This window comes from Pseudomonas sp. UME65 (genome assembly GCF_014170225.1).
In the GTDB taxonomy this organism is placed as follows: Bacteria; Pseudomonadota; Gammaproteobacteria; order Pseudomonadales; family Pseudomonadaceae; genus Aquipseudomonas; species Aquipseudomonas protegens.
Genome location: NZ_LZZQ01000002.1, coordinates 1 through 23816, shown reverse-complemented (window position 1 = coordinate 23816; position 23816 = coordinate 1). Strand labels below are relative to the sequence as shown.

General features: G+C 59.8%; 29 protein-coding genes. 13 read left to right on the top strand and 16 right to left on the bottom strand.

What is annotated here, in order from left to right; translation table 11 throughout:
* Window positions 1-35: 35 nt before the first annotated feature.
* Both A9971_RS00410 and A9971_RS00405 read right to left on the bottom strand, forming a co-directional pair.
* On the bottom strand, window positions 36-998 hold the full coding sequence (locus A9971_RS00410) for a bifunctional GNAT family N-acetyltransferase/nucleoside diphosphate kinase regulator (RefSeq protein ID WP_080644459.1): 963 nt from the start codon (window positions 996-998) through the stop codon (window positions 36-38).
* A gap of 287 nt (window positions 999-1285) precedes the next feature.
* Window positions 1286-1768 (bottom strand): hypothetical protein, encoded by a 483-nt coding sequence (locus A9971_RS00405; RefSeq protein ID WP_183001716.1) that lies wholly within the window; start codon window positions 1766-1768, stop codon window positions 1286-1288.
* 287 nt (window positions 1769-2055) lie between these two features.
* Between A9971_RS00405 and A9971_RS00400 the strand changes: the two genes are divergently transcribed.
* The gene (locus A9971_RS00400) at window positions 2056-2415 is read left to right on the top strand and encodes a hypothetical protein (protein WP_041774288.1); all 360 of its coding nucleotides are present in this window, start codon (window positions 2056-2058) and stop codon (window positions 2413-2415) included.
* A 276-nt stretch (window positions 2416-2691) separates the two neighbouring features.
* Here the strand turns inward: A9971_RS00400 and A9971_RS00395 are convergent, their stop codons facing one another.
* Window positions 2692-3522 (bottom strand): alpha/beta fold hydrolase, encoded by an 831-nt coding sequence (locus tag A9971_RS00395; RefSeq protein ID WP_183001715.1) that lies wholly within the window; start codon window positions 3520-3522, stop codon window positions 2692-2694.
* A gap of 235 nt (window positions 3523-3757) precedes the next feature.
* On the opposite strand from A9971_RS00395, the gene A9971_RS00390 reads away from it, so the two are divergent.
* Complete coding sequence (locus A9971_RS00390; RefSeq protein ID WP_019092743.1) at window positions 3758-4237, top strand: MerR family transcriptional regulator; 480 nt, start codon at window positions 3758-3760, stop codon at window positions 4235-4237.
* Window positions 4238-4252: 15 nt separating this feature from the next.
* On the opposite strand, the gene A9971_RS00385 is transcribed toward A9971_RS00390, so the two are convergent.
* Together A9971_RS00385 and A9971_RS00380 are read right to left on the bottom strand one after the other, a co-directional pair.
* Window positions 4253-5179 carry an acetoacetate decarboxylase (ADC) gene (locus A9971_RS00385; protein WP_404944717.1) on the bottom strand — a complete coding sequence of 309 codons (927 nt, stop codon included), beginning with the start codon at window positions 5177-5179 and terminating at the stop codon, window positions 4253-4255.
* A gap of 88 nt (window positions 5180-5267) precedes the next feature.
* Window positions 5268-6098, bottom strand: a complete 831-nt coding sequence (locus A9971_RS00380; RefSeq protein WP_183001714.1) for a type 1 glutamine amidotransferase domain-containing protein — start codon at window positions 6096-6098, stop codon at window positions 5268-5270.
* A gap of 194 nt (window positions 6099-6292) precedes the next feature.
* Between A9971_RS00380 and A9971_RS00375 the strand changes: the two genes are divergently transcribed.
* Window positions 6293-7372, top strand: coding sequence for a trans-acting enoyl reductase family protein (locus A9971_RS00375; protein ID WP_183001713.1), 1080 nt, complete (start codon window positions 6293-6295; stop codon window positions 7370-7372).
* An 89-nt stretch (window positions 7373-7461) separates the two neighbouring features.
* Window positions 7462-8694 carry an NADH:flavin oxidoreductase/NADH oxidase family protein gene (locus A9971_RS00370; RefSeq protein WP_183001712.1) on the top strand — a complete coding sequence of 411 codons (1233 nt, stop codon included), beginning with the start codon at window positions 7462-7464 and terminating at the stop codon, window positions 8692-8694.
* A 27-nt stretch (window positions 8695-8721) separates the two neighbouring features.
* Here A9971_RS00370 and A9971_RS00365 read toward each other — a convergent pair whose 3' ends face one another.
* Together A9971_RS00365 and A9971_RS00360 are read right to left on the bottom strand one after the other, a co-directional pair.
* Window positions 8722-9102, bottom strand: coding sequence for a hypothetical protein (locus tag A9971_RS00365; protein WP_011061733.1), 381 nt, complete (start codon window positions 9100-9102; stop codon window positions 8722-8724).
* Window positions 9103-9256: 154 nt separating this feature from the next.
* Complete coding sequence (locus A9971_RS00360) at window positions 9257-10300, bottom strand: hypothetical protein (RefSeq protein ID WP_011061732.1); 1044 nt, start codon at window positions 10298-10300, stop codon at window positions 9257-9259.
* A gap of 328 nt (window positions 10301-10628) precedes the next feature.
* Between A9971_RS00360 and A9971_RS00355 the strand changes: the two genes are divergently transcribed.
* Together A9971_RS00355 and A9971_RS00350 are read left to right on the top strand one after the other, a co-directional pair.
* A complete protein-coding gene (locus tag A9971_RS00355; RefSeq protein WP_077934280.1) occupies window positions 10629-12083 on the top strand; it encodes a DUF1254 domain-containing protein in 1455 nt (484 codons plus the stop codon).
* A gap of 35 nt (window positions 12084-12118) precedes the next feature.
* The gene (locus A9971_RS00350) at window positions 12119-13612 is read left to right on the top strand and encodes a DUF1254 domain-containing protein (RefSeq protein ID WP_072441539.1); all 1494 of its coding nucleotides are present in this window, start codon (window positions 12119-12121) and stop codon (window positions 13610-13612) included.
* Between the two features lie 201 nt (window positions 13613-13813).
* Here A9971_RS00350 and A9971_RS00345 read toward each other — a convergent pair whose 3' ends face one another.
* The 4 genes from A9971_RS00345 to A9971_RS00330 form a co-directional block, all read right to left on the bottom strand.
* On the bottom strand, window positions 13814-14209 hold the full coding sequence (locus tag A9971_RS00345) for a hypothetical protein (RefSeq protein ID WP_011061727.1): 396 nt from the start codon (window positions 14207-14209) through the stop codon (window positions 13814-13816).
* 25 nt (window positions 14210-14234) lie between these two features.
* Window positions 14235-14798, bottom strand: coding sequence for a hypothetical protein (locus A9971_RS00340; protein WP_011061726.1), 564 nt, complete (start codon window positions 14796-14798; stop codon window positions 14235-14237).
* Window positions 14799-15241: 443 nt separating this feature from the next.
* Entirely contained in the window at window positions 15242-15403 is a 162-nt protein-coding gene (locus tag A9971_RS00335; protein WP_072450119.1) for a DUF2986 domain-containing protein, read from the bottom strand.
* Between the two features lie 122 nt (window positions 15404-15525).
* Window positions 15526-15999: a hypothetical protein gene (locus A9971_RS00330; RefSeq protein WP_041774285.1), complete on the bottom strand. Its 474-nt coding sequence runs from the start codon at window positions 15997-15999 to the stop codon at window positions 15526-15528.
* Between the two features lie 291 nt (window positions 16000-16290).
* Between A9971_RS00330 and A9971_RS00325 the strand changes: the two genes are divergently transcribed.
* The gene (locus A9971_RS00325) at window positions 16291-16431 is read left to right on the top strand and encodes a hypothetical protein (RefSeq protein ID WP_003083582.1); all 141 of its coding nucleotides are present in this window, start codon (window positions 16291-16293) and stop codon (window positions 16429-16431) included.
* 61 nt (window positions 16432-16492) lie between these two features.
* Window positions 16493-16630, top strand: coding sequence for a hypothetical protein (locus A9971_RS00320; RefSeq protein ID WP_011061723.1), 138 nt, complete (start codon window positions 16493-16495; stop codon window positions 16628-16630).
* Between the two features lie 90 nt (window positions 16631-16720).
* Here A9971_RS00320 and A9971_RS00315 read toward each other — a convergent pair whose 3' ends face one another.
* The gene (locus tag A9971_RS00315; protein WP_015635917.1) at window positions 16721-17194 is read right to left on the bottom strand and encodes a hypothetical protein; all 474 of its coding nucleotides are present in this window, start codon (window positions 17192-17194) and stop codon (window positions 16721-16723) included.
* Window positions 17195-17421: 227 nt separating this feature from the next.
* Between A9971_RS00315 and A9971_RS00310 the strand changes: the two genes are divergently transcribed.
* Window positions 17422-18390 (top strand): threonine/serine dehydratase, encoded by a 969-nt coding sequence (locus A9971_RS00310; protein ID WP_183001711.1) that lies wholly within the window; start codon window positions 17422-17424, stop codon window positions 18388-18390.
* A gap of 134 nt (window positions 18391-18524) precedes the next feature.
* Here the strand turns inward: A9971_RS00310 and A9971_RS00305 are convergent, their stop codons facing one another.
* A complete protein-coding gene (locus A9971_RS00305; RefSeq protein ID WP_015635915.1) occupies window positions 18525-19166 on the bottom strand; it encodes a hypothetical protein in 642 nt (213 codons plus the stop codon).
* Window positions 19167-19270: 104 nt separating this feature from the next.
* Complete coding sequence (locus A9971_RS00300) at window positions 19271-19516, bottom strand: hypothetical protein (RefSeq protein WP_011061719.1); 246 nt, start codon at window positions 19514-19516, stop codon at window positions 19271-19273.
* 325 nt (window positions 19517-19841) lie between these two features.
* Here A9971_RS00300 and A9971_RS00295 point away from each other — a divergent pair, with 325 nt between their 5' ends.
* The 3 genes from A9971_RS00295 to A9971_RS00285 all read left to right on the top strand — a co-directional run bounded on the left by A9971_RS00295 (window position 19842) and on the right by A9971_RS00285 (window position 21119).
* Window positions 19842-20216, top strand: a complete 375-nt coding sequence (locus A9971_RS00295) for a hypothetical protein (RefSeq protein ID WP_283992280.1) — start codon at window positions 19842-19844, stop codon at window positions 20214-20216.
* Between the two features lie 69 nt (window positions 20217-20285).
* Window positions 20286-20519, top strand: a complete 234-nt coding sequence (locus tag A9971_RS00290; protein WP_011061717.1) for a YceK/YidQ family lipoprotein — start codon at window positions 20286-20288, stop codon at window positions 20517-20519.
* A gap of 132 nt (window positions 20520-20651) precedes the next feature.
* Window positions 20652-21119: an anti-virulence regulator CigR family protein gene (locus A9971_RS00285; RefSeq protein WP_183001710.1), complete on the top strand. Its 468-nt coding sequence runs from the start codon at window positions 20652-20654 to the stop codon at window positions 21117-21119.
* A gap of 64 nt (window positions 21120-21183) precedes the next feature.
* Here the strand turns inward: A9971_RS00285 and fabF are convergent, their stop codons facing one another.
* Window positions 21184-22452: a beta-ketoacyl-ACP synthase II gene (gene fabF / locus A9971_RS00280; RefSeq protein WP_183001709.1), complete on the bottom strand. Its 1269-nt coding sequence runs from the start codon at window positions 22450-22452 to the stop codon at window positions 21184-21186.
* A 116-nt stretch (window positions 22453-22568) separates the two neighbouring features.
* Between fabF and A9971_RS00275 the strand changes: the two genes are divergently transcribed.
* Window positions 22569-23054, top strand: a complete 486-nt coding sequence (locus A9971_RS00275; protein WP_011061714.1) for a helix-turn-helix domain-containing protein — start codon at window positions 22569-22571, stop codon at window positions 23052-23054.
* A 124-nt stretch (window positions 23055-23178) separates the two neighbouring features.
* Here A9971_RS00275 and A9971_RS00270 read toward each other — a convergent pair whose 3' ends face one another.
* Window positions 23179-23814: an HAD family hydrolase gene (locus A9971_RS00270; RefSeq protein WP_183001961.1), complete on the bottom strand. Its 636-nt coding sequence runs from the start codon at window positions 23812-23814 to the stop codon at window positions 23179-23181.
* Between the last annotated feature and the right edge of the window lie 2 nt (window positions 23815-23816).

Below are 23816 nucleotides of genomic sequence, written 5' to 3'. Positions count from 1 at the left end.
GCGCTTGATGGCCGAACACTAAGCAAAGTTCGCAATTACAGGTGGAAATCCCCCGCAGCCTCCGGCTGGTAAAGCACTTTCCTGATTTCAATCCGGCGGGTGCGATCAGAGATTCGCCAGTCGATGGTGTCCCCCTCCTGATAGCCAAGGATGGCGGCGCCTATATCGGAATACACCGAATGCTTCCCTGCGGTGCTGTCCGCGTCTTCAGGGTAGACCAAGGCCACTTCGATCTCTTCGTCGTCCAGTTGCAGCAAGGCCCTGGAGTTCATCGTGATGACGTTGCGCGCCACCTGCTGGGGCTTGACGACAATGGCTCGCTCAAGCTCATGTTCGAGTTCAACAATCGTCGGGCCTTGCTCGAACACGATCAGGCTCTCGAGCCTGGCCTTGTCGATTTCAGTGATGTAGATCTCGGTGGAGTCGACAACGGTACCTTCGCGCAAGAACTGGAGATAGCGCTCGGCCGTCATGGAAAATGATTTCAATGTCGGCGTTTCGCTTTCAAGCACAAAGCCGCTGCGCTGAAAGGCTTTCAGCGAGCGCGTGTTGTCCGGGTGGATCTTGGCGATGAGCTTCTCGGCCCGCATGTCGAGGAAGGCCAGTTTCATGCCTTCGCGGATGGTGCGGGCGCCCAGGTTCCGGCCCCATTTGTCGCTGTCTCCGATGACCAGGACTATCTCGCAATTGGAGCCGGTCTTGACCAGACGGACAAAGCCCACCGGGGCGTCATGCCGGTCATAGGCCATGAAGAACCGGCCGTCCCGGTTGAATAGATGGGTCAGGATCGGCAATTGAGTCCGATCGATGACTTGTTCGATGGAGCGGGAGACGTGACGCGAATCGCTCAGAAAGCAGGTAACGCGCTCATCCTCCAACCAATCCATCAATGTCAGCGCGTGCGCCCGAGTAATTTCAGGGCACAGTGTAATGAAAGGCTTGTTCATCTTGACCACACTTATCTGTAAAGAATGGAAGCCTTTCATGGCTATGGTCATGACGGTTCTTCGGCAACCGCGCATTTTAAGATATACCGCGAGGAATGGCGAACATCCCGGCGTGTTCGAGGAAACCATCGTTCTGCCCCAGGATCCGGTCCAGAGATTCGCCGCAGGCTGCTCCATCAAATGTATGTGGATGTCCGGGCATGACCGGGCGTAACAGTTTCAGTGCTTTGGATCATGTGGCCGAACCCGCTTTTGGGGGAGGAGAGAGTTTCGGCCCGCCAAGGCCCGTCTGGCGGCGTTTCAGCGCAGTGAATCTAAAGATGCCCGGCCGGGCCAATCTATTCGTGAAACGTGTATTTCCCGTTGGCTGCAATAAAATCTTGAAAGCTTTTGATAAAGGCTTTTCTTGTGCCAGGTAGTATTTTTTTTAGAGCCAGAAAATAAAGATAGATAGGTGTCGCGTCCCCAGTGCCTTCCTCTATCCAGCACTCTTCTGTTGCAAAGCAAAAAAGTACACAGCGTATGAGGTTCGCAAAGTCTTCATCTGATTTACGGTGCTGTTGCTCTACCGTCCAGAGTTCTAGTACAAGCCTTCTCCGGAGATCCCCATCGCTTTCTATAGGTTCTCGCTGGATGCTTTTTTCGATGTATGGAATCAGCACTTTCAACTTAGGGGTGGAAATGCTAGCAAGTACACCGCCGTCGATCAGACTGAGCAAATAGCGTGCGTACTGACGTGTTATTTCACTGAAAGGCACGCTCGCTTCAAGTAACGCCTGTTCAAGGTAATCGAACTCTTGAACCTCCAGGCTATCAATCATCATACAGCTCCATCTTTTACTCTTATCGTGCAGCAGCAATCGGCCGAAAGCGGTCAGTGCAGATTCAGGTAGGGGTTCGAGGTCCTATTCTCGCTACCTTGGTTGCATTTGGCGAGCTGGTTGTTGGGGGGGCGAGGCCCTGGGCTGGTAAGCTGATAGCTAAGAACAACTACTCATCACAGAGGGCAATGACCCGCAGATGGCCGCCCTTGCGCATCGTGCAGCTCGGGCGCCGTCGATGTTGGTTAGAATGGCGTGTTGAAGTCTACTGCTCGCAAGGAAACCCAATGAGCACTGAAAAGCCAGAGCCTTTGCTCATCCTTCAAAGGTTTCTAGATAATGTTTATGTGAAGGCTTCGAAAAGCCAGAATGTTTTACTCAAAAGAAATCATGGCCACTACACATACGCGAATGGAATACTCTTCGTCTACGTGACGATCTTCCCTAAAGAGGTTGAGCTTGTTTTTGAAAGCAAGCAGGTAGGTAACGGGGTTTTTAGTATTGTTTTGGATATGTGCATGTCCAGTGGAGAAGTACTGGCTGGCAACCTGCTGTCTCTGAATGGGAGATGCGAGGAGATCAGCACGGCATTGGCCTCGCAAGAGGATTGGGTGTTGGCCCTGTTGTTAAAGTGCTTGGGCACCTGAGTCTTTTTCCAGAGCGTGGACACCGCAGGCGTTCCGGTTTGCCGGTTCGCGTGCGCCGAGTTTATGCAGTGACCGCTTCTGGCTGTGGATTCAACCGGTCGATGCAACAGATTGGCTAACTCGTTCGGCGGGTGTTTCGTAGTCTAGTGTTTTCCGAGGGCGGCTATTTAGCTGCCTTGCAACTTCATTGAGCGTGGCTCGCGGGCGAGGGCGACGACTCGGTCTTTGCCCCAAGCTTTAAGCCAGCAAGGGCGGGTCTTTACCCGCCCCAGTGGTTTAGTTACGCACGAACGCCAGTAGATCAGCGTTAATCGTATCGGCATTAGTTGTCGGCATTCCGTGGGGGAAGCCGGGGTAGATTTTCAGGGTGCTGTTTTGCAGAAGTCCGGCGGACAGAACTCCGGCATTTTCATAGGGCACGATCTGGTCATCGTCCCCGTGCATCACCAGTACGGGGATCTTGATACCCTTCAAATCCTCGGTGAAGTCGGTCTGAGAAAACGCCACGATCCCGTCATAGTGTGCCTTGGCACAGCCCATCATGCCTTGTCGCCACCAGTTCCACACGATGCCCTCGGACGGTTTCGCACCTGGGCGGTTGTAGCCGTAAAAAGGTCCTGCCGGAACGTCGTAATAGAACTGTGCGCGGTTGGCTTTCAGTTGGCTCTGCAGGTCGTCGAAAACCGATTTGGGCAAACCGCCAGGATTGTTCGCAGCCTGAACCATCAGCGGCGGCACGGCGCTGATGATGGCGGCCTTCGACACCCGGTCTTCACCGTGGCGCGCGATGTAATGGATGACCTCACCCCCGCCTGTGGAGTGTCCGACATGGACGGCGCCTTGTACGCCGAGGTGGTCGACCACGGCGGCAATGTCGTCGGCATAGTGATCCATGTCGTGGCCGTCCCAGACCTGGCTGGAGCGCCCATGCCCCCGTCGGTCGTGGGCAACGACCCGATAGCCGTGGTCCAGGAAAAAGAGCATCTGTGCGTCCCAATCGTCTGCGCTGAGCGGCCATCCATGATGGAAAAAGATGACCTGGGCATCACGTGGCCCCCAGTCCTTGTAAAAGATTTCAACACCGTCCCGCGTAGTGACGTATCCCATGTTCGTATCTCCTGAGTGAAGGTATGGCCTCGACCGACTCGAGATTCGGCCTTGGCCCTGATGAACGAAGTGCAGCCCATTCCATAGGTGTTGCAGAGGCTGTGTTTGTCGATTGATCTGCGTCTACCCATGAGCCCATGACGGTGGAGCAATGCATTGAACCTGGGCAGCTTGGCCGCTTTATGACTTTAGGTTTAAAGTCAACTTCAAGGTCAACGGTTTTTAGGGGTGAGGTATGAGAATTGGTGAATTGGCGAAAATCAGCGGGTTGGCGCCTTCTCGCATCCGCTTCTATGAGGCCAGTGGCCTGATCAAATCGGTCGAGCGCAAGGCAAATGGATATCGCGATTACGCACCGGATACCGAATGGGTTCTCGAGATCATTACCGGCGCCCAGGCAGCGGGCTTTTCGTTGGATGAAATCCGCCAGTTGATGCCGATGAATGCCAGTGGCTGGCAACACGATCAGTTGCTGGGTGGCCTCAAGCAAAAGGTCGAGGAAATTGAAGTCCTGCAGCAGCGGCTGGCCCAGAACAAGGAGCAACTGCTGCTGGTCATCAAGGGCATCGAGGGCAAACCCGAGGGCATGGCGTGTGCGGACAATGCGCAAATGCTGATCAATCGTTTGCGCGAAGAGGGCGTGGCGCCTGCTTCGGGCAAGCGTGCGGCAGGGGCCGCCAGGAAGAGAACCACCCGCCAGGCGTACGGGGCCTGACGGGCGTCCCGGCTCTCAGCGCTCGCCAACCAGCGTAGCGAGCGGTTTTGGCGCATAGAGTGCGCTCTGGAACTGCGGTACGTATTCGTACTTCAGCAGTTTCCCCAGCTTCAGGGAGCGGATGTAGTTCGACAGGCTGCCGTCGCCCAATGTGAGGATGGCCGCATCGGCGTCACGGCTGGAACCGTGGCTGAGCTGGCGGGAAACAGCATACCCGTAGGCCAGTTGGCCCTGGTGATCGAGGTTGGTGAAACTGTTGGTGATGATTTTGACATTGCGGGATAACTTCTCGAGCTTTTTCGCGGTGAAGGAGAGGTCCAGCTTGCCGGTCTGGCTGTCGGTGATGTCATAGACCACCGATTGCGCACTCTCTTTGCGGTCAATGCCGGTCAGCCACTTCGGCAGGTTGTAACCGACGACACCGCGCACCCGTGCCAACTCTGTATTGACCGGCAACTTGAGCACGTAACCCCAGAAGTCTCCCGAGATTGACTGGCCAATCAATGTGAGCGGACCCAGGTTGGCTTTGCCGGGTTTGTTGGTGATGATCGACACGGCCACCTCGTTGTAGGAGTCGTTATCGCAATGCTCGTAGGTATACGCGGTGAACGCGATCAGGCCACGCCCCGGCCAGATCTGCAGCGGTTGCACCGTTGCTGCCAGTTCGGGCGGCATCAGCGCCCGGAGCCGGTCGAGGTCGGCCGTGTAGACAGCCGTAACCTGGCTGTTCTGGTAGTAGAAGTTGGGCGAAAACGACTCGAAGCCTATCTCGACCTTGTTCTTTTCCAGGCTCTTGAACCAGCTCAGATCAACGCCTGGTATTTCGGCGGCGATTACCGATAGTGGCGGGTTGGACCGAAAGCGGTCGTACAGGCCGCCTTTGACGACGGGCACCTGATGGCCGGCGATATCGATGGGGGTAGTGTCGGTCGGACTGGGCATTTCAGGCGTCTGCGCCAACGCTGCGTTGGCAAATGGGTTGAACAGCAATGCTGTCGAAAGCTCGGTTGCGAGTTTCAGTCGCTCTTTTTCAAGGGGCCGGGATCGACCCAGGGGGGCAGCGAGTTACGTCGCTCGCGCAGAGCGCGGCGGTCACGGCTTCAGCTACGGCCCGGGGCGATTGCGGGTTCTGGCCGGTCACCAGCCTTCCATCAGTCAGGGCAAATGAGGTGAACGGCAGCCAGCCCTTGTGGTAACGCGCGCCCTGGCTTACGAGCCGGTCCTCAAGGAAGAAGGGCACCTGGCTTTTCATTCCCGATAGCCACTCTTCGCGATCGGAGAATCCGGTGATGTTTCTGCCTTTGATGATCAACCGGCCCTGGTCATCTTTCAGATCCAGGAGACCCGCTACGCCATGGCACACGGCTGAGACGATGCCGCCCTGGTTGTAGATGGTTTCGGCCACGCGCCGCAGATCTGGGTTGTTGGGAAAATCCCACATGACCCCGTGGCCCCCGGTGAAATAAATGGCGCTGAAGCGGGAAGGGTCCACGTCAGCGATCGGCAACGTGTTCTGCAGCCGAGCGCGAAAGGTTGCGGACTGCAAATGCCGCCGGGCGGCCTTGTCCATGTACAACCACCCCAGGCTCCGCTCGTCCAGAGGCACCGCGCCCCCTTTGGGGCTGGCAAATACTGTGGTGTAGCCGGCAGCTTCCACCACATCGGTGAAGTGTGTCAGCTCCGTCAGCCACAACCCGGTGGTATCGCTGCGTGAGGGGTAGCTGGCGTGGTTGGTCATGATCACCAGTATCTGGTGCTCCCTGGAACCTGCTATCGAGGAGTTCGGCTGAGCATTTGCACTTGTCATGAAAGCACCACCTATCAATATCAATACACAGGAAACAAGGAGCTTGATCATCATTCCGGCTTCATCAGGTGAGCAGTTCGGCGCATGCTCACCTTAAACCTGGCTTTAAGGTCAACCCCGCGATGGCAAATAATTTTTGCGGATGCGCTCGTACTTCTGCTTGACCCTCAACCTGACTTTAACGCTAGCGTCTGATGCGCAAGGGGCAAGGCAATAACGCACGTTATCAATCCAGTCTGGAGCAACGCATGAGTCAGCAAGACAACCTGGATACGCAGATGAAATGGATGATCTATGGCGCCAATGGCTATACCGGCGAGTTGATCGCTCGCGACGCCGTCAAGCGCGGGCTCAGGCCGGTGCTGGCCGGGCGCAATCGCGACAAGGTCGAAGCCTTGGCCCGGGAGCTGGGCCTTGAAGCCCGGGTGTTCGGGCTGGATGACGATGCGCGCTTGCTTGCGCAGGTCAAGGGGCTTGGATTGGTGCTGCATTGCGCGGGGCCGTTTTCAGCCACCGCGGCACCGATGATCGAAGCCTGCCTGAGGGCCAGTGCGCACTACCTGGACATTACCGGCGAGATCGCCGTATTCGAACATGCCCAATCCCTGAATGAGCGGGCGCGAGCCGCGGGGGTGGTCATTTGCCCCGGCGTCGGCTTCGACGTAGTCCCGACCGATTGTGTCGCCGCCGCACTGAAAGACGCGCTGCCGGATGCCACGCATCTGGCATTGGGCTTCGATTCCCGTTCCAGCTTTTCGCCCGGTACTGCCAAGACCTCCATCGAGGGCATGGCGCAGGGCGGCAAGGTCCGTCGTGACGGTAGGATCGTCTCGGTGCCGCTGGCGTATCGGGTACGGCGTATCGACTTCGGCGCCGGTGAGAAACTTTCGATGACTATTCCCTGGGGCGATATCTCGACGGCCTATCACACCACCGGCATACCCAATATCGAAGTGTTCATACCGGGCTCTGCCGGCATGATCCGCGGTGCCAGATTCGCCAACCTCATCCGCCCGTTGCTGGGGTGGCCCTGGGTACAGAAGCTGCTCAAGGAGCGCATCGGCAAGACAGTGGTGGGTCCGGACGAACAAAAGCGTGCCGACCAAGGCACCTATGTGTGGGGCGAGGCCCGTAACGCTCGGGGCGATCGCAAGGTCGCGCGGGTGCATACCACCAACGTCTACAGCCTGACGATTCATGCCGCCTTGAGTGTGGTTAGTCATCTGTTGCAGGTGCGTCCGACGGGCGGTGCCTATACGCCTGCCAAGCTGCTGGGGGCTGATCTGGTGACCAAGCTGCCCGGCTCGGGTGCCTTGAACATCGAGTAAAGATTCTTGGGTGAAGTTGCAAAAAGGCTATTGACCTTCAAGTTCACTTCAATCTTAAGGTGGCTCCATCTCCACTGAGGGCTACCCCCATGAATGTGTTCGATACCCTGATGCTTCCCAACGGTTCGACCATCAAGAACCGTATCGCCAAGGCCGCCATGGAAGAGAATATGGCCGATGCCGACCAGGCACCTTCCGAAGAACTGATGCGCCTGTATCAGGCCTGGGCCGAGGGTGGCGCGGGCCTGATCATCACCGGCAACGTGATGGTCGATGGCCGTGCCATGACCGGGCCCGGCGGTGTGGTGCTGGAAAATGAGCAGCAACTGGACAAGTTCAAGCGCTGGGCGCGGATTGGCCGTTCCGGCGGCGCGCAGTTCTGGTTGCAGATCAACCACCCTGGCCGCCAGATGCAAGCAAACCTCGGGCAGAAAACCTGGGCACCCTCGGCCATACCGCTGGACCTGGGCAAGATGTCCAAACGTTTCGCAACGCCTCACGCGATGACTGCGAGTGTGATCGATGATGTCATCCAGCGTTTCGCCCGTACCGCGCGTCTGGGTGAGCAGGCCGGGTTCACTGGTGTGGAGATCCACGCCGCACACGGCTATCTGCTGAGTCAGTTCCTCTCGCCGCTGACCAATCAAAGAACCGATGAATGGGGCGGTTCCCTGGAAAACCGCGCGCGCCTGCTGCTGGAAATCGTCAAGGCGGTACGGTCCGTGGTGTCTGCCGATTTTGCGGTGGCGGTCAAACTCAACTCTGCCGATTTTCAACTGGGAGGCTTCACCGCCGACGATGCCCGGAAGGTGGTTGAACTGCTCAACGAGCTGGGGGTGGATCTGGTTGAGTTGTCAGGCGGCAGCTACGAGGCGCCGGCCATGCAGGGCGAAGCCCGTGACGGTCGTACCCTGGCGCGCGAGGCCTATTTCGTTGAGTTTGCACGTGACATCCGCACCGTCGCCAGGATGCCGGTCATGGTCACCGGGGGAGTGCGGCGACGTCCGATCGCTGAAATGGTCGTCCAGAGTGGCGTGGACATGGTGGGGATCGGCACGGCGTTGGCCATCGATCCGCACCTGCCCCGTGATTGGCTGCTGGGCAAAGACAGTACGCCGCAACTGCCGCCGATCACCTGGAAAAACAAGGCCATTGCGGCCTTGGCCAATATGGCGGTGGTCAAGTATCAATTACGCAAACTCAGCCGGGCCAAAAAAACCGATCCGAGCGTGTCGCCGTTGCGTGCGCTGGTGCTGCAACAACTCGCCATGGCCTTTCGCACCCGCCAATATCGACGTTGGGTAGAGAAGCGTTCGATGTAAGTCGATACCTCGCAAACCCAGCGCTCATTATTTGGGCGAGAAAGTCACCTTGACCGGATTGTCGTGTTTGTAGGTTGCCGATGATGGCCCGTAGTCGAGGTTGAAGCCTGGCAGCCAGGCCCTGAGTTCAGTATCTGAAATCCATTCGAGCTGGAGCTGGCTTGCGGCCTCATTGGCGTCGAACTGAGCCAAGGCTTGCACCGCAGATTGGCAGGCTGCCGATACGCCGGATTCCAGTACCGAGACCTGGAGCTTCTCGCTCCATGTGATGGATCCGCTTTGAGGGCACTGGCGTACTTGCACATGATATTTCCCGCTGGGTGAAGGCAGGTCGTAGACAATTTTGTTGGGGCCGCATGCGGCCAGCAAGGCGGATGAGAAAATCAGGGCGGGGACACGTTTATTCATCGCAGTATTCCAATTGCCAGGAGGGGCAAGTGGGCAGTCGGCCCCATCGGGGTGGCAGGGCCTGCACCGGGGGCGTGCCGAATTCAGGCAAACAGGCCCCCGAGCGCATGCTCGACACGGTATTCGATGAGACGCCCATACCCCCGGACTTGTCTTACTTGGCCAATGACAACGGCACGCCCCAGATGGGATCTTCCATGCCTTGCTTGCCCAGCGGCGTGATTTGCATGGGCTGGAGCCTGGACAGCAACTGCCGGTGCTTCTCGCTCAGGTTGCGCTGCTCGATGAGATTCTGCGTAAAGCTCATGGGCGCCGGCCAGGTATAGACGGTCAGGTTGTCGAGAGGGCACTCGATTTTCTTCGGGTCGATCGCCCGGCACTTCGACTGCTGGTACTTGTAGCCAGGGGTCTTCAGGTGCATGCGTGGGGCCAGCAGCAATTGGCCGCCCTGGATGGTGAAACTGGCAAGCGCCTTGTCGACCGGCAGGCGTGCCTGGACCTTGATCGCGGGAACGTCGCGAGAATCGGTCTGTTGGTAATAGCCGCCCGGGGAGAGCGCCGTCGTCTGGGTATATTGCTGTTCACCCCAGCTCACGCAGGCACCCGAAGCCCTGAGCACGGCGGTACAGACACCTTCGGTCTTGGTCTCGCTGCCATAGGTCGCGTCCTTCCAGACCTCTTCCCTGTAGTACTCGCGGTACAGCTCGGGGGACAGGTAGGCGGTCCCGTTGGCGCCATGGCCCGAACCGGGTGGGCCGCTGCGGGCGCCGACCTGGTCGAGCAAGCCGTGGATCTGGTAGTCGTCGCCGCCGGTCAGCAAGTATTTGCCTGGTGGCAGGATGTGCACCTCGAAGGCCTTGAACAGATAGGTTTCACCAGGCGGCCTCTGCAGCGCGTTGGTCTGGAACTTGCGGCCGAAGGTCACCTTCGGATCCTTCTCGTATTCCCAGATCACCGTCGGCGTCCATTGAGTCATGGTCAGCGCATCGCTCAGCGACTTGTGCGGCATCACGTCCGCCACCAGCACCACCGCCATGTTCGCCTTGAGTGCTGCGTCTACCTGGTCCAACAGCTGCGCGTAGCGCGGATCGTCCATGCTGCCGTAGGCACCCGAATCGAGATCGGAGACGCAACCGGAGAGGGAAAGAGCGAGGAGCAACGCGGCGGGTAGGGCAGAGCGCTGCCGGAACAGTTTCATGTATCAATCCTTGATGGGCGTTGGCAGGGGATGTTGAACAGCAATATTAATGGTTTGAGGGTAGAGCGCAATATTTAGGAAGGCCGGTCCGATGGCATGCGCAAAGAGCAAGAATACGCTGTGATTCACCTCACATATCGAACTCTGAACGCTGTGCGAATTCGACTTCGCAGGCCCATAACGACCTGCGCAGGTAGAGGCAGGGAGGGGCCGAATTGCTGTCCGTTTCTCTGGCAGAACCCGGATCCTCTGCTAGTTTTTTTCAACGATCAATCTTGCCGCAAAAGATTCGCTCGCCAAAAAAACACTCAAGCAAGGAAGCAGCCGCATGAAGAAAGCCCCCGTATTCATCAGTGGCTTGATTGCTACGTCAGTGATGCTCGCCGCGATGCTTGTGCAGGCGCAAACCTCGCCGATGGCGCAGGTCTCCGGGCCTGAAGCCGATGTGAAGGTAACGCAATCTTACGTACGGATGATGGCGCGGGAAGCGTATTTCTGGGGTTGGCCGATGGCCAATATCTTCAACCGTCGGCAGAAGTTCAAGGACCTGCCGGAGCCGGGACTGATGGGCGGTATCGTGCCCGTAGCACCGATCAACCATCTGTCGATGCTCACCGATTACATTTCCCCTGGCGAGCGGCTGGTGGCCTGCCCGAACCAGGATGTGGTCTACGGTGCGGGCAGCATTGCCCTGGATATCGAGCCTGTGGTGATTCAGGTGCCGGACTTCGGCGACCGTTTCTGGGTGTATCAACTGGTGGACCTGCGCTCCGACAGCTTCGCCGAACTGGGCAAGATGTACGGTACCAAGCCGGGCTTCTATCTACTGGTGGGGCCGGACTGGAACGGCAAGGTACCGGAAGGCATTGCCCAGGTGTTTCGCGCAAAGACCAACACCGGTTTCGTGATCCCGCGGGTATTCCAGGACGATACCGCCGAAGATCGCAAGGCCATTCAGCCCTATCTGTCAGGCATCGATATGTACCCGCTGTCCAAGTACGACGGCAAACTCAAGCAGCGTGACTGGAGCAAGTCGCCGAAATTCCCTGCCGAGGCATCGGGAGACGAGGAGACCCGCTGGGTGCTCCCGGAAAAGTTCTTTGATGAACTGCCGGCGATTCTCAAGGACGCCAGGCCGCTACCGGGTGAAGAGGCGCGCTATGCGCAATTGGCGGTGCTGGCGCAAATCGCCCAGCGCGACCCCGAGCTGAAAAAAGCCATGATCGACGAAGCGCAAAAGGCTGACAGCGAGGTGGTCAAGCCGCTGTTGCAGTTTCGCAACTACGGCCAGCAATTGCCGCATCACTGGAGCACCATCAGCAACGGCGCGGCGTTTGGTACCGATTACTTCCTGCGCACGGCAGTCGCCCGGTCGAATATCTTCGTCAACAAGCAGATCGAGACCAAGTATTTCTACCAGGACCTGGACGAGACCGGTGCTCGGCTCAATGGCGCCCAGCGCTATAGCGTGACCTTCCCCAAAGGTGCGCTGCCGCCGGTCAAGGGCTTCTGGTCGTTGACGCTGTACAACCAACAGCATTTCTTCGCCGAAAACCCGTTGGGACGCTATTCCCTCGGCACCAAGAACAAAGCGCTCAAGAGCAATGCCGATGGCTCGCTGACACTCTATGTGCAAAGCGACTCGCCGGGCGCGGACAAGGAAAGCAACTGGCTCCCCGCGCCCCAGGGCGCCGACTTCTCGCTATACGTTCGCGCCTACTGGCCGGAAGCCGCTGCGATGAACGGCCAGTGGACACCACCGGCGGTGGTCAAGGTCAACTGAACCGATTTTCCAACTGCGTTTCATAAGGACAGCCCATGAACCGTTTGCGCACTTCCCTGACGGCCCTGGCCGCAGCCATTACCCTGAGCGGCCTGGCCAATGCTGCGACGCGTTATGAGGAACTGGCCAACCAGCCCTTTGAAAAGGGCTTCCCGACTGAGACAGCTGCACGCACCCTGATCGATGAGCTGGTGTTCCAGCGCGCCGTGCAGTCGTACCTGTGGGCCTTGCCGGCGATCAACATCTGGTCGATGAAGGAGGCTTCGGAGAAAGAGTTCGGCGCCGGCTACAACATCCTGCCCACCTGGAAAAAACGCATCAATGCCAAGACGCTGGTGACCACGCCGAACTCCGATCTGGTCTACGCCATGAGTTATCTGGACCTGCAGAAGTACGGCCCACTGGTGGTCGAAGCACCTCCCGGTGTACAGGGCATGTTCGACGATTTTTTCCAGCGCCCGATCGTTGGCCCGACCATCGACGGCAAGACCTGGCGCGGTGACGTCGGCCTGGCCGGCCCTGACAAGGGCAAGGGCGGCACCTACGTGCTGTTGCCGCCGGACTACAAGGGGCCGGAGCCGACCGAGGGATACGTCTATCGTTCGCGCACCAACAACGTGTTCCTGTTCTGGCGCACCTTTTTCAAGGATCCGAAAGACCTCAGCGTGCCGGTGGCTGAAGTCGAGCGCACCAAGATCTATCCGCTGGGCAAAAAGGATGAGGCGCTGCCGATGCAATTCCCCGATGCCACCGGCGCACCGATCAACATGCTATTTCCCGAGGATGGTCGCTATTTCGACATGCTGTCGCGCTTCATTGACGCCGAAGCGGTGGACCCGGCAGACATGGACATGCGTGGCTTCCTGCACACCTTGGGCATCGAGAAGGGCAAGCCCTTCGCTCCGGATGCGCAACGGCGCAAATTGCTCGATGAAGCGGCGCGCACCGCGTTCAAGATGAGCAAGGTGGTGACCAGCCATTTGCTGCTCAAGGAACCGGGCGGCTTGTACTACAAAGATCGGCAATACGTGAATACCTTCGCCGGGGAGAACACCGAGTTTCAGTCCAGTGGCAGCTTCACCAATCTTGAGCAGCGGGTGGCGTTCTTCACTTCGGCCTACTCGGACAGCCCCGGCATGGTCATGAACATGGTCGGTGCCGGTGCCAAGTATCCCGCGACCACCCGTGATGCCGACGGCAAGTTCCTCGACGGTGCCCAGACCTACAAGCTCAACCTGCCGGCAAATGTACCTGCGGCGTTGTTCTGGTCGGTGACCGCCTACGACAACCTGACCGCCTCGGGCCTGGACAACGGCCAGCCGTTCCCGTCTCTCAATCAGATGGATAAGCCGGTGCAGAACAGCGACGGCTCCACCGATATCTACTTTGGCCCGAAATCTCCGGGCGAGGGCAAGAACTGGATCAAGACCGTACCGGACAAGGGCTTCCTGGTGATCGTGCGGCTTTACGGGCCCAAGCAAGCATTCTTTGACCAGAGCTGGAAACCGAGTGATTTGCTCAAGCAGTGATGAGTGTGCTCGTGTCGTGCCCGATAAGACGGCCAATGCGAACAACGCTTTTCGAAGGGTAGCCGGTGAGCGGTACGTTGGACCCTGCCTGGGTCATTATCGGTGTGGCCGCAGCTTCTCTTCACTTCAGAGTCTGCCTCTGTCAAACCCGGACCTCTGGCCCGGCGTGGCTCTGGCCACCCGGGTCGAGGTCGTGGAGGGTCAGGCTTCTGGCTTGAGCTTTATGCCGGCGCATCGGCCTCGAGTCAGCAGGTAGTCCACTTGCCTGGCGCGGTTGATGGCGACGCGAATTTCGCAGCTGGCTGAGTTGGTCACGTCGCCCCAGTATTCAGCGTGTACCAGTTGGCCATTCTGTGGGCCGGTGTAGGTGCCGAGCGCTTCGCGTGAGGTGTACGAGGTGTCGCGTTTATAGATCAGTACCACCCAGTCCTTTTCGGGGGCGGTGGCGACTTGGTTGGGGACGCCAAAGTGCTCGATCGCCTCGCCAACCGGGCGGTTCTTCCAGTAGTTGCGAGCCTGGGCTTCGGGCAGGGTCGGAATGGCCGAGCATCCGCTGAGCAGGATGGCGGCTATTCCCAGTGCGAGCAGTCTTTTCATCGCACGTTCTCCATAAATAGTGCGTTCATTTGGCGGGCATCTGATCGAATGCCTGGTCGACGATCTTCAGGATGGCCGTCTTGGTGTGCTCGTGATTCATTAACTGGAACAGCCCCGGAGCGGCCGAAATCATCTGCGAGGTAGGCATCTTGCCGAGCGGATACATCTGCTTCGCCTGGCGCTGCTCCGGATGACAGAGGAAGTCCCGGGTCTGGGCTATCCAGGGCTCGGGCTGCTTTTGCCATTGAGTGGAAACCTTCTTCGGGCGCAAGTCGTTGAAGAACTTGCTGTAGTTCTGCGCGCCGTTCAGGCGCACCCGGTTCTTCGCGCAGTCGACTTCGACGTCATACGCGGTCATCGTTGGCTTGCCGCCTTCTTCGTAGAGCTGATAGACGCCCAGCGAACGGACACCGCCCTTGCGCAGGAAGATGTTGGAAGGTTCACCGTCGACGATGAAGGCTTCGTTCTTGTTGAGGCTGCCCTGGTGATGAATCATCCAGAAGTCGCCGGCCGGGGCACTTTCCGCTTGTGCAGCCAGCGGGCTGCACAGCAGCAAGGCGGGCAGCCAGGGTCTGAGGGAGGTGAGCATAGGGCAACAATCCTTTGCTGTGGTGGGCACCTGGAGGCGGTGCTTGCGGGTGAAGAAAAATCAACTCAGTCCGTTGGCAAGACAGTGAGTGGCCAAGCTCAGGGGCTGTATCGGGCGATGGGCAGGGCGAACTCTGGTGAGTGGCTGCCATGACCAGAGGGCGCTCCTCGAGTTTTTTGTTCGTGGCAGCAGGTGGGCCGCTCAAGGGTAGAAATATAGGTGCGCCGGGCGTCGTGGGTCGATTAGGGCAAATGTGCTAATGGCGTATTGCTGCTATCGAGCAGGGCCGCGGAAACTGCGGCGGGCAGCTATCCCAGGGCAGGCCACAGGAGGTCGACGGAGCGCTCAGGCTTGAGGGGGCAGGGTGAATTCAGGTAAAGGCCAGGGCCGCTCAGGGAGGGGGGCAGTGTGCTACGGCGGCCAAGGCAGTTGGGGGGGCTGGATCAGCTTTCGGGTGCGATGACCGGGTCTTGAGCGGCTTCAGCCGCCAGCTTCAAGCGATCGGCCTTGCTGATGTAGGTGCACTTCTTCTTCGGTGCCAGTTTGGCGCTGGCCTTCTTGGCGTTGGCCTTCAGCAGTTGGTTGATTTTCTTGCGGCGATTCATGTGTGCGACTCGGCGGGTAAGTTGCCGAATGATATCAGCTAAGGGGGGGGCAGGCCGGCCACCCGGGGTGAACCCTGGTTGCACAAGACTGGGGGGCGGCCCTGTTTAGCTGGATCACCCGATCACTTCTTGCTGTTGCAGTCGATTACGCTGGCATCGGTGATGATGTTCTGGCTATCGGTGTACAGGGTGATGCTGCAGAAGTAATCGAGCACTGTCCGGTTTTCCTCATACCCGGTCTTGCGATAGACCGCTTCGCTCCCCACCGGCATCATGCCGCCGACTCCGCCACCGCCAATGCCTACCCAGGTCTCCTTCTGGCCGACGTACTCGACGCCGGTCTGCACGAAGACCTTCTCTGGCGTGGTATGGGTCTGCACTCGGTTCCACAGGTAGAAACCTCCACTGCCGTAGGAAGAAGGCCCCATGCCCTGGTCGGGCCTGCCGAACAGTTGAAACGCATTCTTGGCCGGCTGCCCCACCAGTTTCTGGGCGGCGATCTCGACGTCGTTGGGTTCGTTCTTGGCTGTTGGGATGGCACAGGCGCTGATGGTCAGAACCGTGAGGGCAAGGCATACGAGCTTGAGTGAAGGCATGACACAGATTCCTTGTGTTCCTGGATTTTCGGCAAAAGATAATCTGAAAAATATCGGCATGGCCAGCGCAAGATTGTGCTGAAGAGCCGCCGTGCGCTGATTTGCGCCGGCCATACAGGCGCGACAACACGCCACACTGGCGCAATCGCCGGCAGTGGTCTTTGCTGTCTCGGGCCCGGCGGCAGGGCGCGCGGACTGAGCCTGCGTCATGCCATACAGGGGGCCTGTGTCCGCCTCTGGTGACGGAGCAGGGCACAGAACACTATCGAGGTCTCGACCAAGGAGGTCAGGTTGAAAAGGAAAATGCTGGCGGCTTCGCTGCTGCTGTGGATGTTTTCGCTGACGGCGCAAGCCGACTGCGCGGTGCTGGGGCCGGGAGAGGATCCGTGCGCTGGCCCGGTGCTCGGGCCTACGGTCTGCGAATGCCCTTGATGAATGTCCGTGCCCTCGTCAGGGGGCATGGGTGACTGGATGACTGACCAGGAGGTCGCAAATGAAAAAAGTGATGTTGGCGGTATTGCTGCTGTGGGGCTTCACCCTGACGGCCCAGGCTTCTTGCCCGGTGTTCGGCCCGTCCGAAGATCCGTGCAGCGGCCCGGTATTCGGTCCGTCCACCTGCGAATGCCCTTGAGCTAGTTGCCAATGGCAGGCCCGGCCCAGGTCGGGCCTGCTTCTGCCTTGGGCTTGATCGGCAGGTGCCGAAGGGCCTGTGGCCGGTTCTTCAAAGATGGGCAATCAGCTGCTGCCGATAGCCGTTTTCATCGGCTGGGGCGGGGTATCGGGTTTCATCGATCAGCGCGCGCAACTGCTGTGAATGGCTGGACTGCCTGAAGGCGACCTGGCACTCGGCAGCATCAAAAAAACCTCGTAGATGAGGCAGGGCCAAGGGCAGCAACAGAGGTTCTATCTTCAACGAAATACTGACGATATCCAGTTGGTCGGTGGGGTCTCGGTAGAGATCGATGACCAGTAGGCTTGCACTTTCGGTACCCGGATAAATGTGGACGTCGCCAGCGCCAACCGGGGTTTCGTCGAAGTAGCTGGTGTACAGCTTGCGAATGTCGAGAGCGATTCCCAGGGTGTTCAATGCCGCCGCCAGATCGGCGTTGGGAACAGGCTCGTCCTGCGCCCAGGTGACGAAGTCAGGCATGGAAACACAGATGTCGAACTCGTTGGCGCAGATGATGGGCGTCACTGGGAAGGCTTCCTGGTGGTGGAGGGCCGCTAGCCTACCACTGGGCGACGCTGTTTTTGCAGCGATGATCCATGAGCTACTCCAGGTTGCTCATCGGCTGTCCATAACTCTTGAATAGGTGGCGCATTCCCCGGTTTGTCCTGTAGCGTTCATCGCGGCTGGCGACGCTGGCCAGGCACGGACGTTGGGAGTCCTGCACACATTCAGACCAAGGATATTGGCCCCAGATGACTCAGCTGATTGATTTCAAATCCATCGTTGCAGCAGCGCAGCGGATAGATGGATCGGTAGTTCGTACGCCGACGGTGGAAAGTTCAATGCTGGCAGGCATGGTTGAACGACCTGTCTTTCTCAAGCTTGAAAACCTGCAGGCCGGTGGTTCATTCAAGGCCCGCGGGGTACTCAACAAGTTCTCGGCGTTACAGGAGGGCCTGAGCGATAGCCACTTCGTCGCCGTCAGTGGGGGTAACTTCGGCATTGCCATCGGCGAGGCGGCCAAGCGCTTCGGCGCCAGGGTGACGGTGATCATGCCCGAGAGCGCGCCGTCTTCGTCGGTCGAGCGCATTCGCGCCTCCGGCAGTACGGTCATTGTCGAAGCGGATGTGCATGCTGCCTTTGCCCGGGCCAAGACCCTGGAGGCAGAGGGCTATGTGGTGATCGACGATTGCGCCGACACGCTGATTGCCGAGGGGCATGGAACACTGGCCCTTGAGTTCATTGCCGACTGCCCGTCCCTGACCGACGTGTTTGTCGCGATCGGCGGCGGGGCGATGCTGGCGGGGGTGGCCACGGCCTTGAAGGCAATCAAGCCCGGGATCCGGGTCTGGGGCGTAGAGACCGCCGGCGCACACTCCATGAGCCAGGCCTTGCAGGCGGGCAGGCCGGTGGATATCGACGTCAGTTCGATCGTCTCCACCCTTGGCGTTCCGATTATCGACGAGCTGATGTTTGCCCACGCTCGCCACTATGTCGAAGACATGGTTGTGGTCCCTGACGAAGAGGCGATCAAGGGCATGCTGTCCTTTGCGCAAGGGGCAAGGCAATGGGTTGAGCTGGCTTCTGGCGCGCTTGTGCCCGCGGTCATTGCCACCGCGCCCAGGCTGCCTGCCGACGCGGTTATTGGCCTTGTCGTCTGTGGTGGGAACATATCCCTTCAAGACATGACGAAATGGGCTGCCCATGCGGGAATTTCCTGAACATTCCCAGGGTGATGTCTGTAACAGGTCGCTCGCTATCGAAAGCGAGTGCTGGCTGACGTACGCGCTCCGGCGCTGAGAGGGGGCGAGCAGCCCTCTCAGCGCACCAGGTTGGCCAGCCAGCCGTGCAGGTCCTACTTCACATCGCCATTGTAGAAAACGTGCTGCACGTCTTCTTTCTTGACGATCAGCTTGTTGCCATCGGCCAGGCTTTCGACCAGCTCCGAGCAGTTGTTGATTTCCATCTTGCCGGTCACCGATTCCGAGGCACTGTCAAAGGTGAAGGCGTAGGTGGTGGCGGGGCAGCTGGCGCCACCTTCTCCGGTGGAGACCACCAGCAGATACTTGCCACCGAAGGCATAGGCTTTCTCGACGGCGACGTATCCTGTGAGGTCCGGGTCTTCAACCACGTAGTCCATCACGTTGACGACACCGGCGCGGGATACATAGTTGATGGCCGAACCGCCCATTTCGCGGGTGCTGGTGGTGAATACGCCACCGATGTCGTCGCCGCTGATGATCAGTGGTACGTAGCTGACCCGGGGCGCTTCTGGTGCCGGTTGGGTGGCGACTGTCGGAGCGGGGCGCTCGCCGAGGGCAGGAGCCGCCTGTGGCGATACACACTTGCCGGTCTCGCAGATCCGATCACCCTTGCAATCGGTGTCCTTGAAGCACTGGGCGGCAGCGCCTGCCTGGCCGGTTGCCACCGGCTCGGGTTTCTTGTCGCATCCAACCAGGGCCAGCGCTGCAAGTGAGAGGGCGTAAACAAGCTTCATGTTGATCTGTCCTTAATCAAGAGGGGGGGGCGGCGGGCAATGTAAAGGGTTTGCTCAGGCGTTGCCAGGAAACCTCAGCCCGGCCATCCCCTGTTGGCGGCTTGTCAGCAAAGGCTGTCGGCAGCACTGAGCATGGGGAGGACCGGGAGGCTCATATCGCGGATGGCCGCTTCAAGCTTGTCCTGGTAGATGCTCAGGATGGAGTAATCCAGTTTCTGGGTGATGTTCGCGCCGCTTGCGCAATTTTGCAGCAGTTCTTCCAGTGCGCCGGCAACCAGGTCCGCGGTGACCTGCAAGACGTTCAAGCCGAAGCGGCTATCGACAATGACCAGATTCGTTAAGTCGTACATACAGCCCCTGCGGTCACTGTGATGAAGGGTAATGGCTATGAGCCACTAGCAGTTTAACTAAACCGTCGGTGGGCTGTCACGGGGAGAAAAGGGGGGATTTGCGCCGGTGAGCGGGTTTTTTGTACGGCGATTTTCCAGCGCTCAGGGGCCGCTCTGTGTACCATTCTGGTCCGCCTGGAAACCAGATTTGATCTGCATGCTGATTTTGAAAAAGGGTGATCACCAAGGCTTGAGGATAGGGCCACGCTGGCCATCTTCAGAGGTCTCGATAGATGCCCGGGTCTTCGCCCAACTGCTTGATGTCCAGTCGAGATTGCCTCGCTCCGTGCAACTGCTGGTAACCCGGGGTTACGAACCCAACAGCAGTTGCCTGGGGTTTTTCAGAACCCTGTCGCGCTGGCTGGGCATCCGGCTTTTCTGCCTGTGTTACCCGCGGCGAAAGCAGGAGCTGGAGGATATTTTCGGCTCCAATGGCCATGACGTGGACGGCACTCATGTCGACCTGTCTATCGTCCTCGATGGCAAGCGCTTGCGCTTTCTGCCCTTGGGTGTGTTTACCTCGCCGGCCCGCCAGGAACAACGCAAGGCGCGTTACGCGGCGGTAGTGGAGGAGGTCAAGGCCACCCTGGGGCAGTGCGGTTTTCAGATTCATCGCAACCCTACCGAAAGCCTGCAGATCCATTGCGACTACAAGGCTTGATCTCGATCTCTGAAGCGTTGGTCATGCAGCACCCATGGTGCTTGCCGATGCAAGTAATAAGGACGTTACGTGTTGCGAAGTCTGTTGTGGCTGGTGCTGACCCTGGGGCTGAGCGGGTGCACGGCATTGATGACCCGAACCACTCCCTACACCTGTCCCTATATCGGCGTGCGCATGGACTGGGCGCTGGCAAAGGAAAACAACGGCGTGCTCTGGCCGTTTCTGGCACTGGATGCGCCTTTCTCCGGGGTGGTGGATACGCTGATGTTTCCCTTTGAATACCAGCACAGTTGCAGCCTTTGATTTTCGAGGTTCAGCTGGGCTGAACGGTCAGGTGAGTGGGCGGGCCGATCCGTGCTCAGGGGCGGGGGCGACACCAGGATAGAAAGGCCGTCTAGAGTTGATTCTGGCAATCGCTGCCTGAGGAGAACCACCATGCACACATTGCGTCCGCTTGTTACCGTTCTTGCCTGCCTGTTCCTGGCTGTGGCTTCCCCCCTGGTGCTGGCCGATCCGGGCGGGGGCAAGGGGCAAGGCCATTCCAAGCAGGGCGCCCAGGATGATCGTGGCCAGGGCAACCGGGAGGGCCACGGCAAGGGCAAGAAACCTGCTGCTGACGATTGGAGCCATGGCCCGAGCATCGATCGTGGCAACGTGCTCGGCATCTTGGGTGAGCACCGTGATTACTGGAGCCCGGGACCGGCGTTGCCGCCCGGTATCCAGAAGAACCTGGCCCGTGGCAAGCCCCTTCCACCAGGCATCGCCAAGAAGCTGGACAGCCGGCTGCTCGGGCAACTGCCACGCTATGAGGGGTATGAGTGGCGGCAGGCCGGTACGGACCTGATCCTGGTGGCCATTGCCAGCGGGGTCATCTACGAAGTGCTGAATGACGTGTTGAACTGATGGGGCTGCCGGGGTTTCAGCCAATCGCAACTCAAACCCCGGCAGGGAGCCCTGGCCCGAAGGGCTATTCCCAGCGCTTGAACAGCACGCTGGCATTCACCCCGCCAAAGCCGAAGCCATTGGACAGTGCGTATTGCATGGCCAGTTGGCGAGCCTGCCCCCTGACCAGGTCCAGCCCTGCGGCGGCGCTGTCCGGGTTTTCCAGGTTGAGGGTGGCCGGGGCGATCTGATCGCGCAGGGCGAGGATGGTGAAGATCGCCTCGATTCCTCCGGCCGCACCCAGCAGGTGGCCAGTGGCGGATTTGGTGGCGCTGATGGCCAGTCCACTGTCGGTGCCGAACACCGTTCTGATAGCAGCCAGCTCGCCTTTGTCACCCACGGGGGTGGAGGTGGCGTGGGCATTGAGGTGCTGCACCTGGGATGCCTGGATACCGGCCTGGCGCAGGGCCTGCTGCATGGCGCGACGGGCGCCGTCGCCGTCTTCCGGGCCGGCCGTCATGTGGTAGGCGTCGGCGCTGGTGCCGTAGCCCACCAGCTCGGCGATGGGCCGGGCGCCGCGGGCCAGGGCATGTTCCAGTTCCTCGATGACCAGCAGGCCGGCGCCTTCACCCATGACAAAACCATCCCGAGCCTGGTCGAACGGACGGGAAGCGCGTTCCGGGGTGTCGTTGAATTCGCTGGACAAGGCGCGGGCTGCGGCGAAGCCGCCCAGGCTGACCCGGTGGATGGCCGCCTCTGCACCGCCACACACAGCGATGTCGATTTCCCCGGCGCGGATCATCCGCGCGGCATCGCCAATCGCCTGGACCCCGGCGGCACAGGCGGTCACCGGCGCGCCCAGGGGGCCCTTTAGACCATGGCGGATCGACACGTGCCCGGCGGCCATGTTGCTCAGGAACGAGGGAATGGTGAACGGCGACAGGCGGCGCGGGCCCTTGCTGTCGGTGGTGCGTACCGCTTCGGCGATGGCCGGGAAGCCGCCCACCCCGGAGGCGATGATGGTGGCCGTGCGTTCCTGGGCTTCTGCCGTATCCGGCTTCCAGCCGGCCTGGGCCAGGGCCTCCTCGGCCGCGGCCAGGGCGAAGAGGATGAAGCGATCCATCTTGCGCTGTTCCTTGGGGGCCAGCAGTTGGTCCGGGTCGAAGCCGGCCTCCGTGTCCTGGAGCGAGTCGGGCACCTGGCCGCCGATGGTGGTCGACAGCTCGCCGATGAGTTCTTCCGGTAACGAGCGGATGCCGGACTGGCCTGCCAGCAGGCGCCGCCATACCTGTTCGACTCCACAACCCAGTGGCGTGATTGCGCCCATGCCGGTGACTACGATGCGTTTGCTCATGCGGATCCTGCTCCTTCAGCGTACGTGATTGGGGAACAACGAAACGTGGACGATACTATCATTATGAAAGTAACATCCGAATCCATAATTACCGAGGTGCAGTGCAGGAGCCAGCCATGCAACGAAAGAGTCTGATTGAAGCCGAGTGTCCGATCGCCCGAGGCCTGGAGCGGGTGGGGGAGTGGTGGAGCATCTTGATCATGCGCGATGCCTTGCATGGCTTGCGGCGCTTCGACGAGTTTGCCCGCAGCCTGGAGATCGCCCCGAACATGCTGACCCGGCGTCTCAATTCCCTGGTGGAGGATGGGTTGCTCGTGCGTGAGGCCTACAGCCAGCGCCCTCTGCGCTATCAATATGTGCCCACGGCCAAGGGCGAGGACTTTCGCGTGGTGCTCATGGCTTTCGTGGCCTGGGGCAATCGTCACTACGCTCCCGAAGGTGAGAGCGTGCAACTTGTCGAGCGGGAAACCGGGCTTGCGGTACAGCCTGTGATGGCGGAGGTCGCCAGCGGCCGGTTGGTGGCATTGCAGGCGTGCACGGTGCAAGCCGGGCCCGCGGCCAGTGCCAGCATGCGCCAGCGCCTGGGGGCTACGGCTGACTGAGCCCTGGCGCCTGGTTCGATGCCGCGGGTGCGGCGGGTTGCTGTGCGGCGGCCAGGTTCTGGGTATCCAGCAGATTCTGGCTGGTGGCTGCCAGGGCGTAATCGCCCGCAGGCTGGCCGGCGTCTCAGCGTGCTCGCTGCCCGCGCCGCCAGGAAGGGTGAAAGTGCCGCCAGTGGGCGTCCTGGGCTGCAGCCAGCAGCTCACGGTCGCCGCGGGTATCGCCCCAGGCCCGGAGCCGATACTGGTTCAGCGGACCGTAGACGCTTTCCAGGCGCAGGACCTTGTTCTGGCAACGGCAATTGTTGCCGGTGATACGCCCGCTCAGTATGCCGTCGACCACCTCCAGTTCGGTGCCGATCAAGCTGATCCCCAGGCGTGTGGCGAAAGGTTGCAGGACCAGGGCCGGGGAGGCAGAGCACAGGGTTACCAGGGCGCCTGAGTGCAGCTCCTGGGCCACCGCCTGCAGGCCCGCCGGGCGCATCAGTCGGCTCCAGGCCTGCTGGCAGAAAGCTTCTGCCCGCTGCTGGAGCCAGGCGGCCTCGACGCCTGTGAGGAAGGTGCTGATCAGTTGCGCCTTGAGCTGGTCGCGATCGACCCGGCGTATCAGGAACCTCAGGCTGGGCAGGGCCAGGCCGAGTAACCGCCGGTTGAACTGGCGGTGGCCGAAGGCAAACCTGAGAAAGGGTACGAAGCTGTCATGGCGGGTCAGGGTGCCGTCGAAATCGAACACCGAGAGCACCTGGCTGGCATCGGGGTTGATCC

Coding starts and splice junctions, on each gene's coding strand:
- A9971_RS00405 (WP_183001716.1), bottom strand. CDS start 1,768: ATGATTGATAGCCTGGAGGTTCAAGAGTTCGATTACCTTGAACAGGCG.
- A9971_RS00410 (WP_080644459.1), bottom strand. CDS start 998: ATGACCATAGCCATGAAAGGCTTCCATTCTTTACAGATAAGTGTGGTC.
- A9971_RS00385 (WP_404944717.1), bottom strand. CDS start 5,179: ATGCCCAGTCCGACCGACACTACCCCCATCGATATCGCCGGCCATCAG.
- A9971_RS00320 (WP_011061723.1), top strand. CDS start 16,493: ATGAAAAAAGTGATGTTGGCGGTATTGCTGCTGTGGGGCTTCACCCTG.
- A9971_RS00335 (WP_072450119.1), bottom strand. CDS start 15,403: ATGAATCGCCGCAAGAAAATCAACCAACTGCTGAAGGCCAACGCCAAG.
- A9971_RS00365 (WP_011061733.1), bottom strand. CDS start 9,102: ATGAATAAACGTGTCCCCGCCCTGATTTTCTCATCCGCCTTGCTGGCC.
- A9971_RS00330 (WP_041774285.1), bottom strand. CDS start 15,999: ATGCCTTCACTCAAGCTCGTATGCCTTGCCCTCACGGTTCTGACCATC.
- fabF (WP_183001709.1), bottom strand. CDS start 22,452: ATGAGCAAACGCATCGTAGTCACCGGCATGGGCGCAATCACGCCACTG.
- A9971_RS00305 (WP_015635915.1), bottom strand. CDS start 19,166: ATGAAGCTTGTTTACGCCCTCTCACTTGCAGCGCTGGCCCTGGTTGGA.
- A9971_RS00355 (WP_077934280.1), top strand. CDS start 10,629: ATGAAGAAAGCCCCCGTATTCATCAGTGGCTTGATTGCTACGTCAGTG.
- A9971_RS00300 (WP_011061719.1), bottom strand. CDS start 19,516: ATGTACGACTTAACGAATCTGGTCATTGTCGATAGCCGCTTCGGCTTG.
- A9971_RS00310 (WP_183001711.1), top strand. CDS start 17,422: ATGACTCAGCTGATTGATTTCAAATCCATCGTTGCAGCAGCGCAGCGG.
- A9971_RS00370 (WP_183001712.1), top strand. CDS start 7,462: ATGAATGTGTTCGATACCCTGATGCTTCCCAACGGTTCGACCATCAAG.
- A9971_RS00360 (WP_011061732.1), bottom strand. CDS start 10,300: ATGAAACTGTTCCGGCAGCGCTCTGCCCTACCCGCCGCGTTGCTCCTC.
- A9971_RS00345 (WP_011061727.1), bottom strand. CDS start 14,209: ATGAAAAGACTGCTCGCACTGGGAATAGCCGCCATCCTGCTCAGCGGA.
- A9971_RS00390 (WP_019092743.1), top strand. CDS start 3,758: ATGAGAATTGGTGAATTGGCGAAAATCAGCGGGTTGGCGCCTTCTCGC.
- A9971_RS00375 (WP_183001713.1), top strand. CDS start 6,293: ATGAGTCAGCAAGACAACCTGGATACGCAGATGAAATGGATGATCTAT.
- A9971_RS00285 (WP_183001710.1), top strand. CDS start 20,652: ATGCACACATTGCGTCCGCTTGTTACCGTTCTTGCCTGCCTGTTCCTG.
- A9971_RS00275 (WP_011061714.1), top strand. CDS start 22,569: ATGCAACGAAAGAGTCTGATTGAAGCCGAGTGTCCGATCGCCCGAGGC.
- A9971_RS00395 (WP_183001715.1), bottom strand. CDS start 3,522: ATGGGATACGTCACTACGCGGGACGGTGTTGAAATCTTTTACAAGGAC.
- A9971_RS00340 (WP_011061726.1), bottom strand. CDS start 14,798: ATGCTCACCTCCCTCAGACCCTGGCTGCCCGCCTTGCTGCTGTGCAGC.
- A9971_RS00350 (WP_072441539.1), top strand. CDS start 12,119: ATGAACCGTTTGCGCACTTCCCTGACGGCCCTGGCCGCAGCCATTACC.
- A9971_RS00380 (WP_183001714.1), bottom strand. CDS start 6,098: ATGATGATCAAGCTCCTTGTTTCCTGTGTATTGATATTGATAGGTGGT.
- A9971_RS00400 (WP_041774288.1), top strand. CDS start 2,056: ATGAGCACTGAAAAGCCAGAGCCTTTGCTCATCCTTCAAAGGTTTCTA.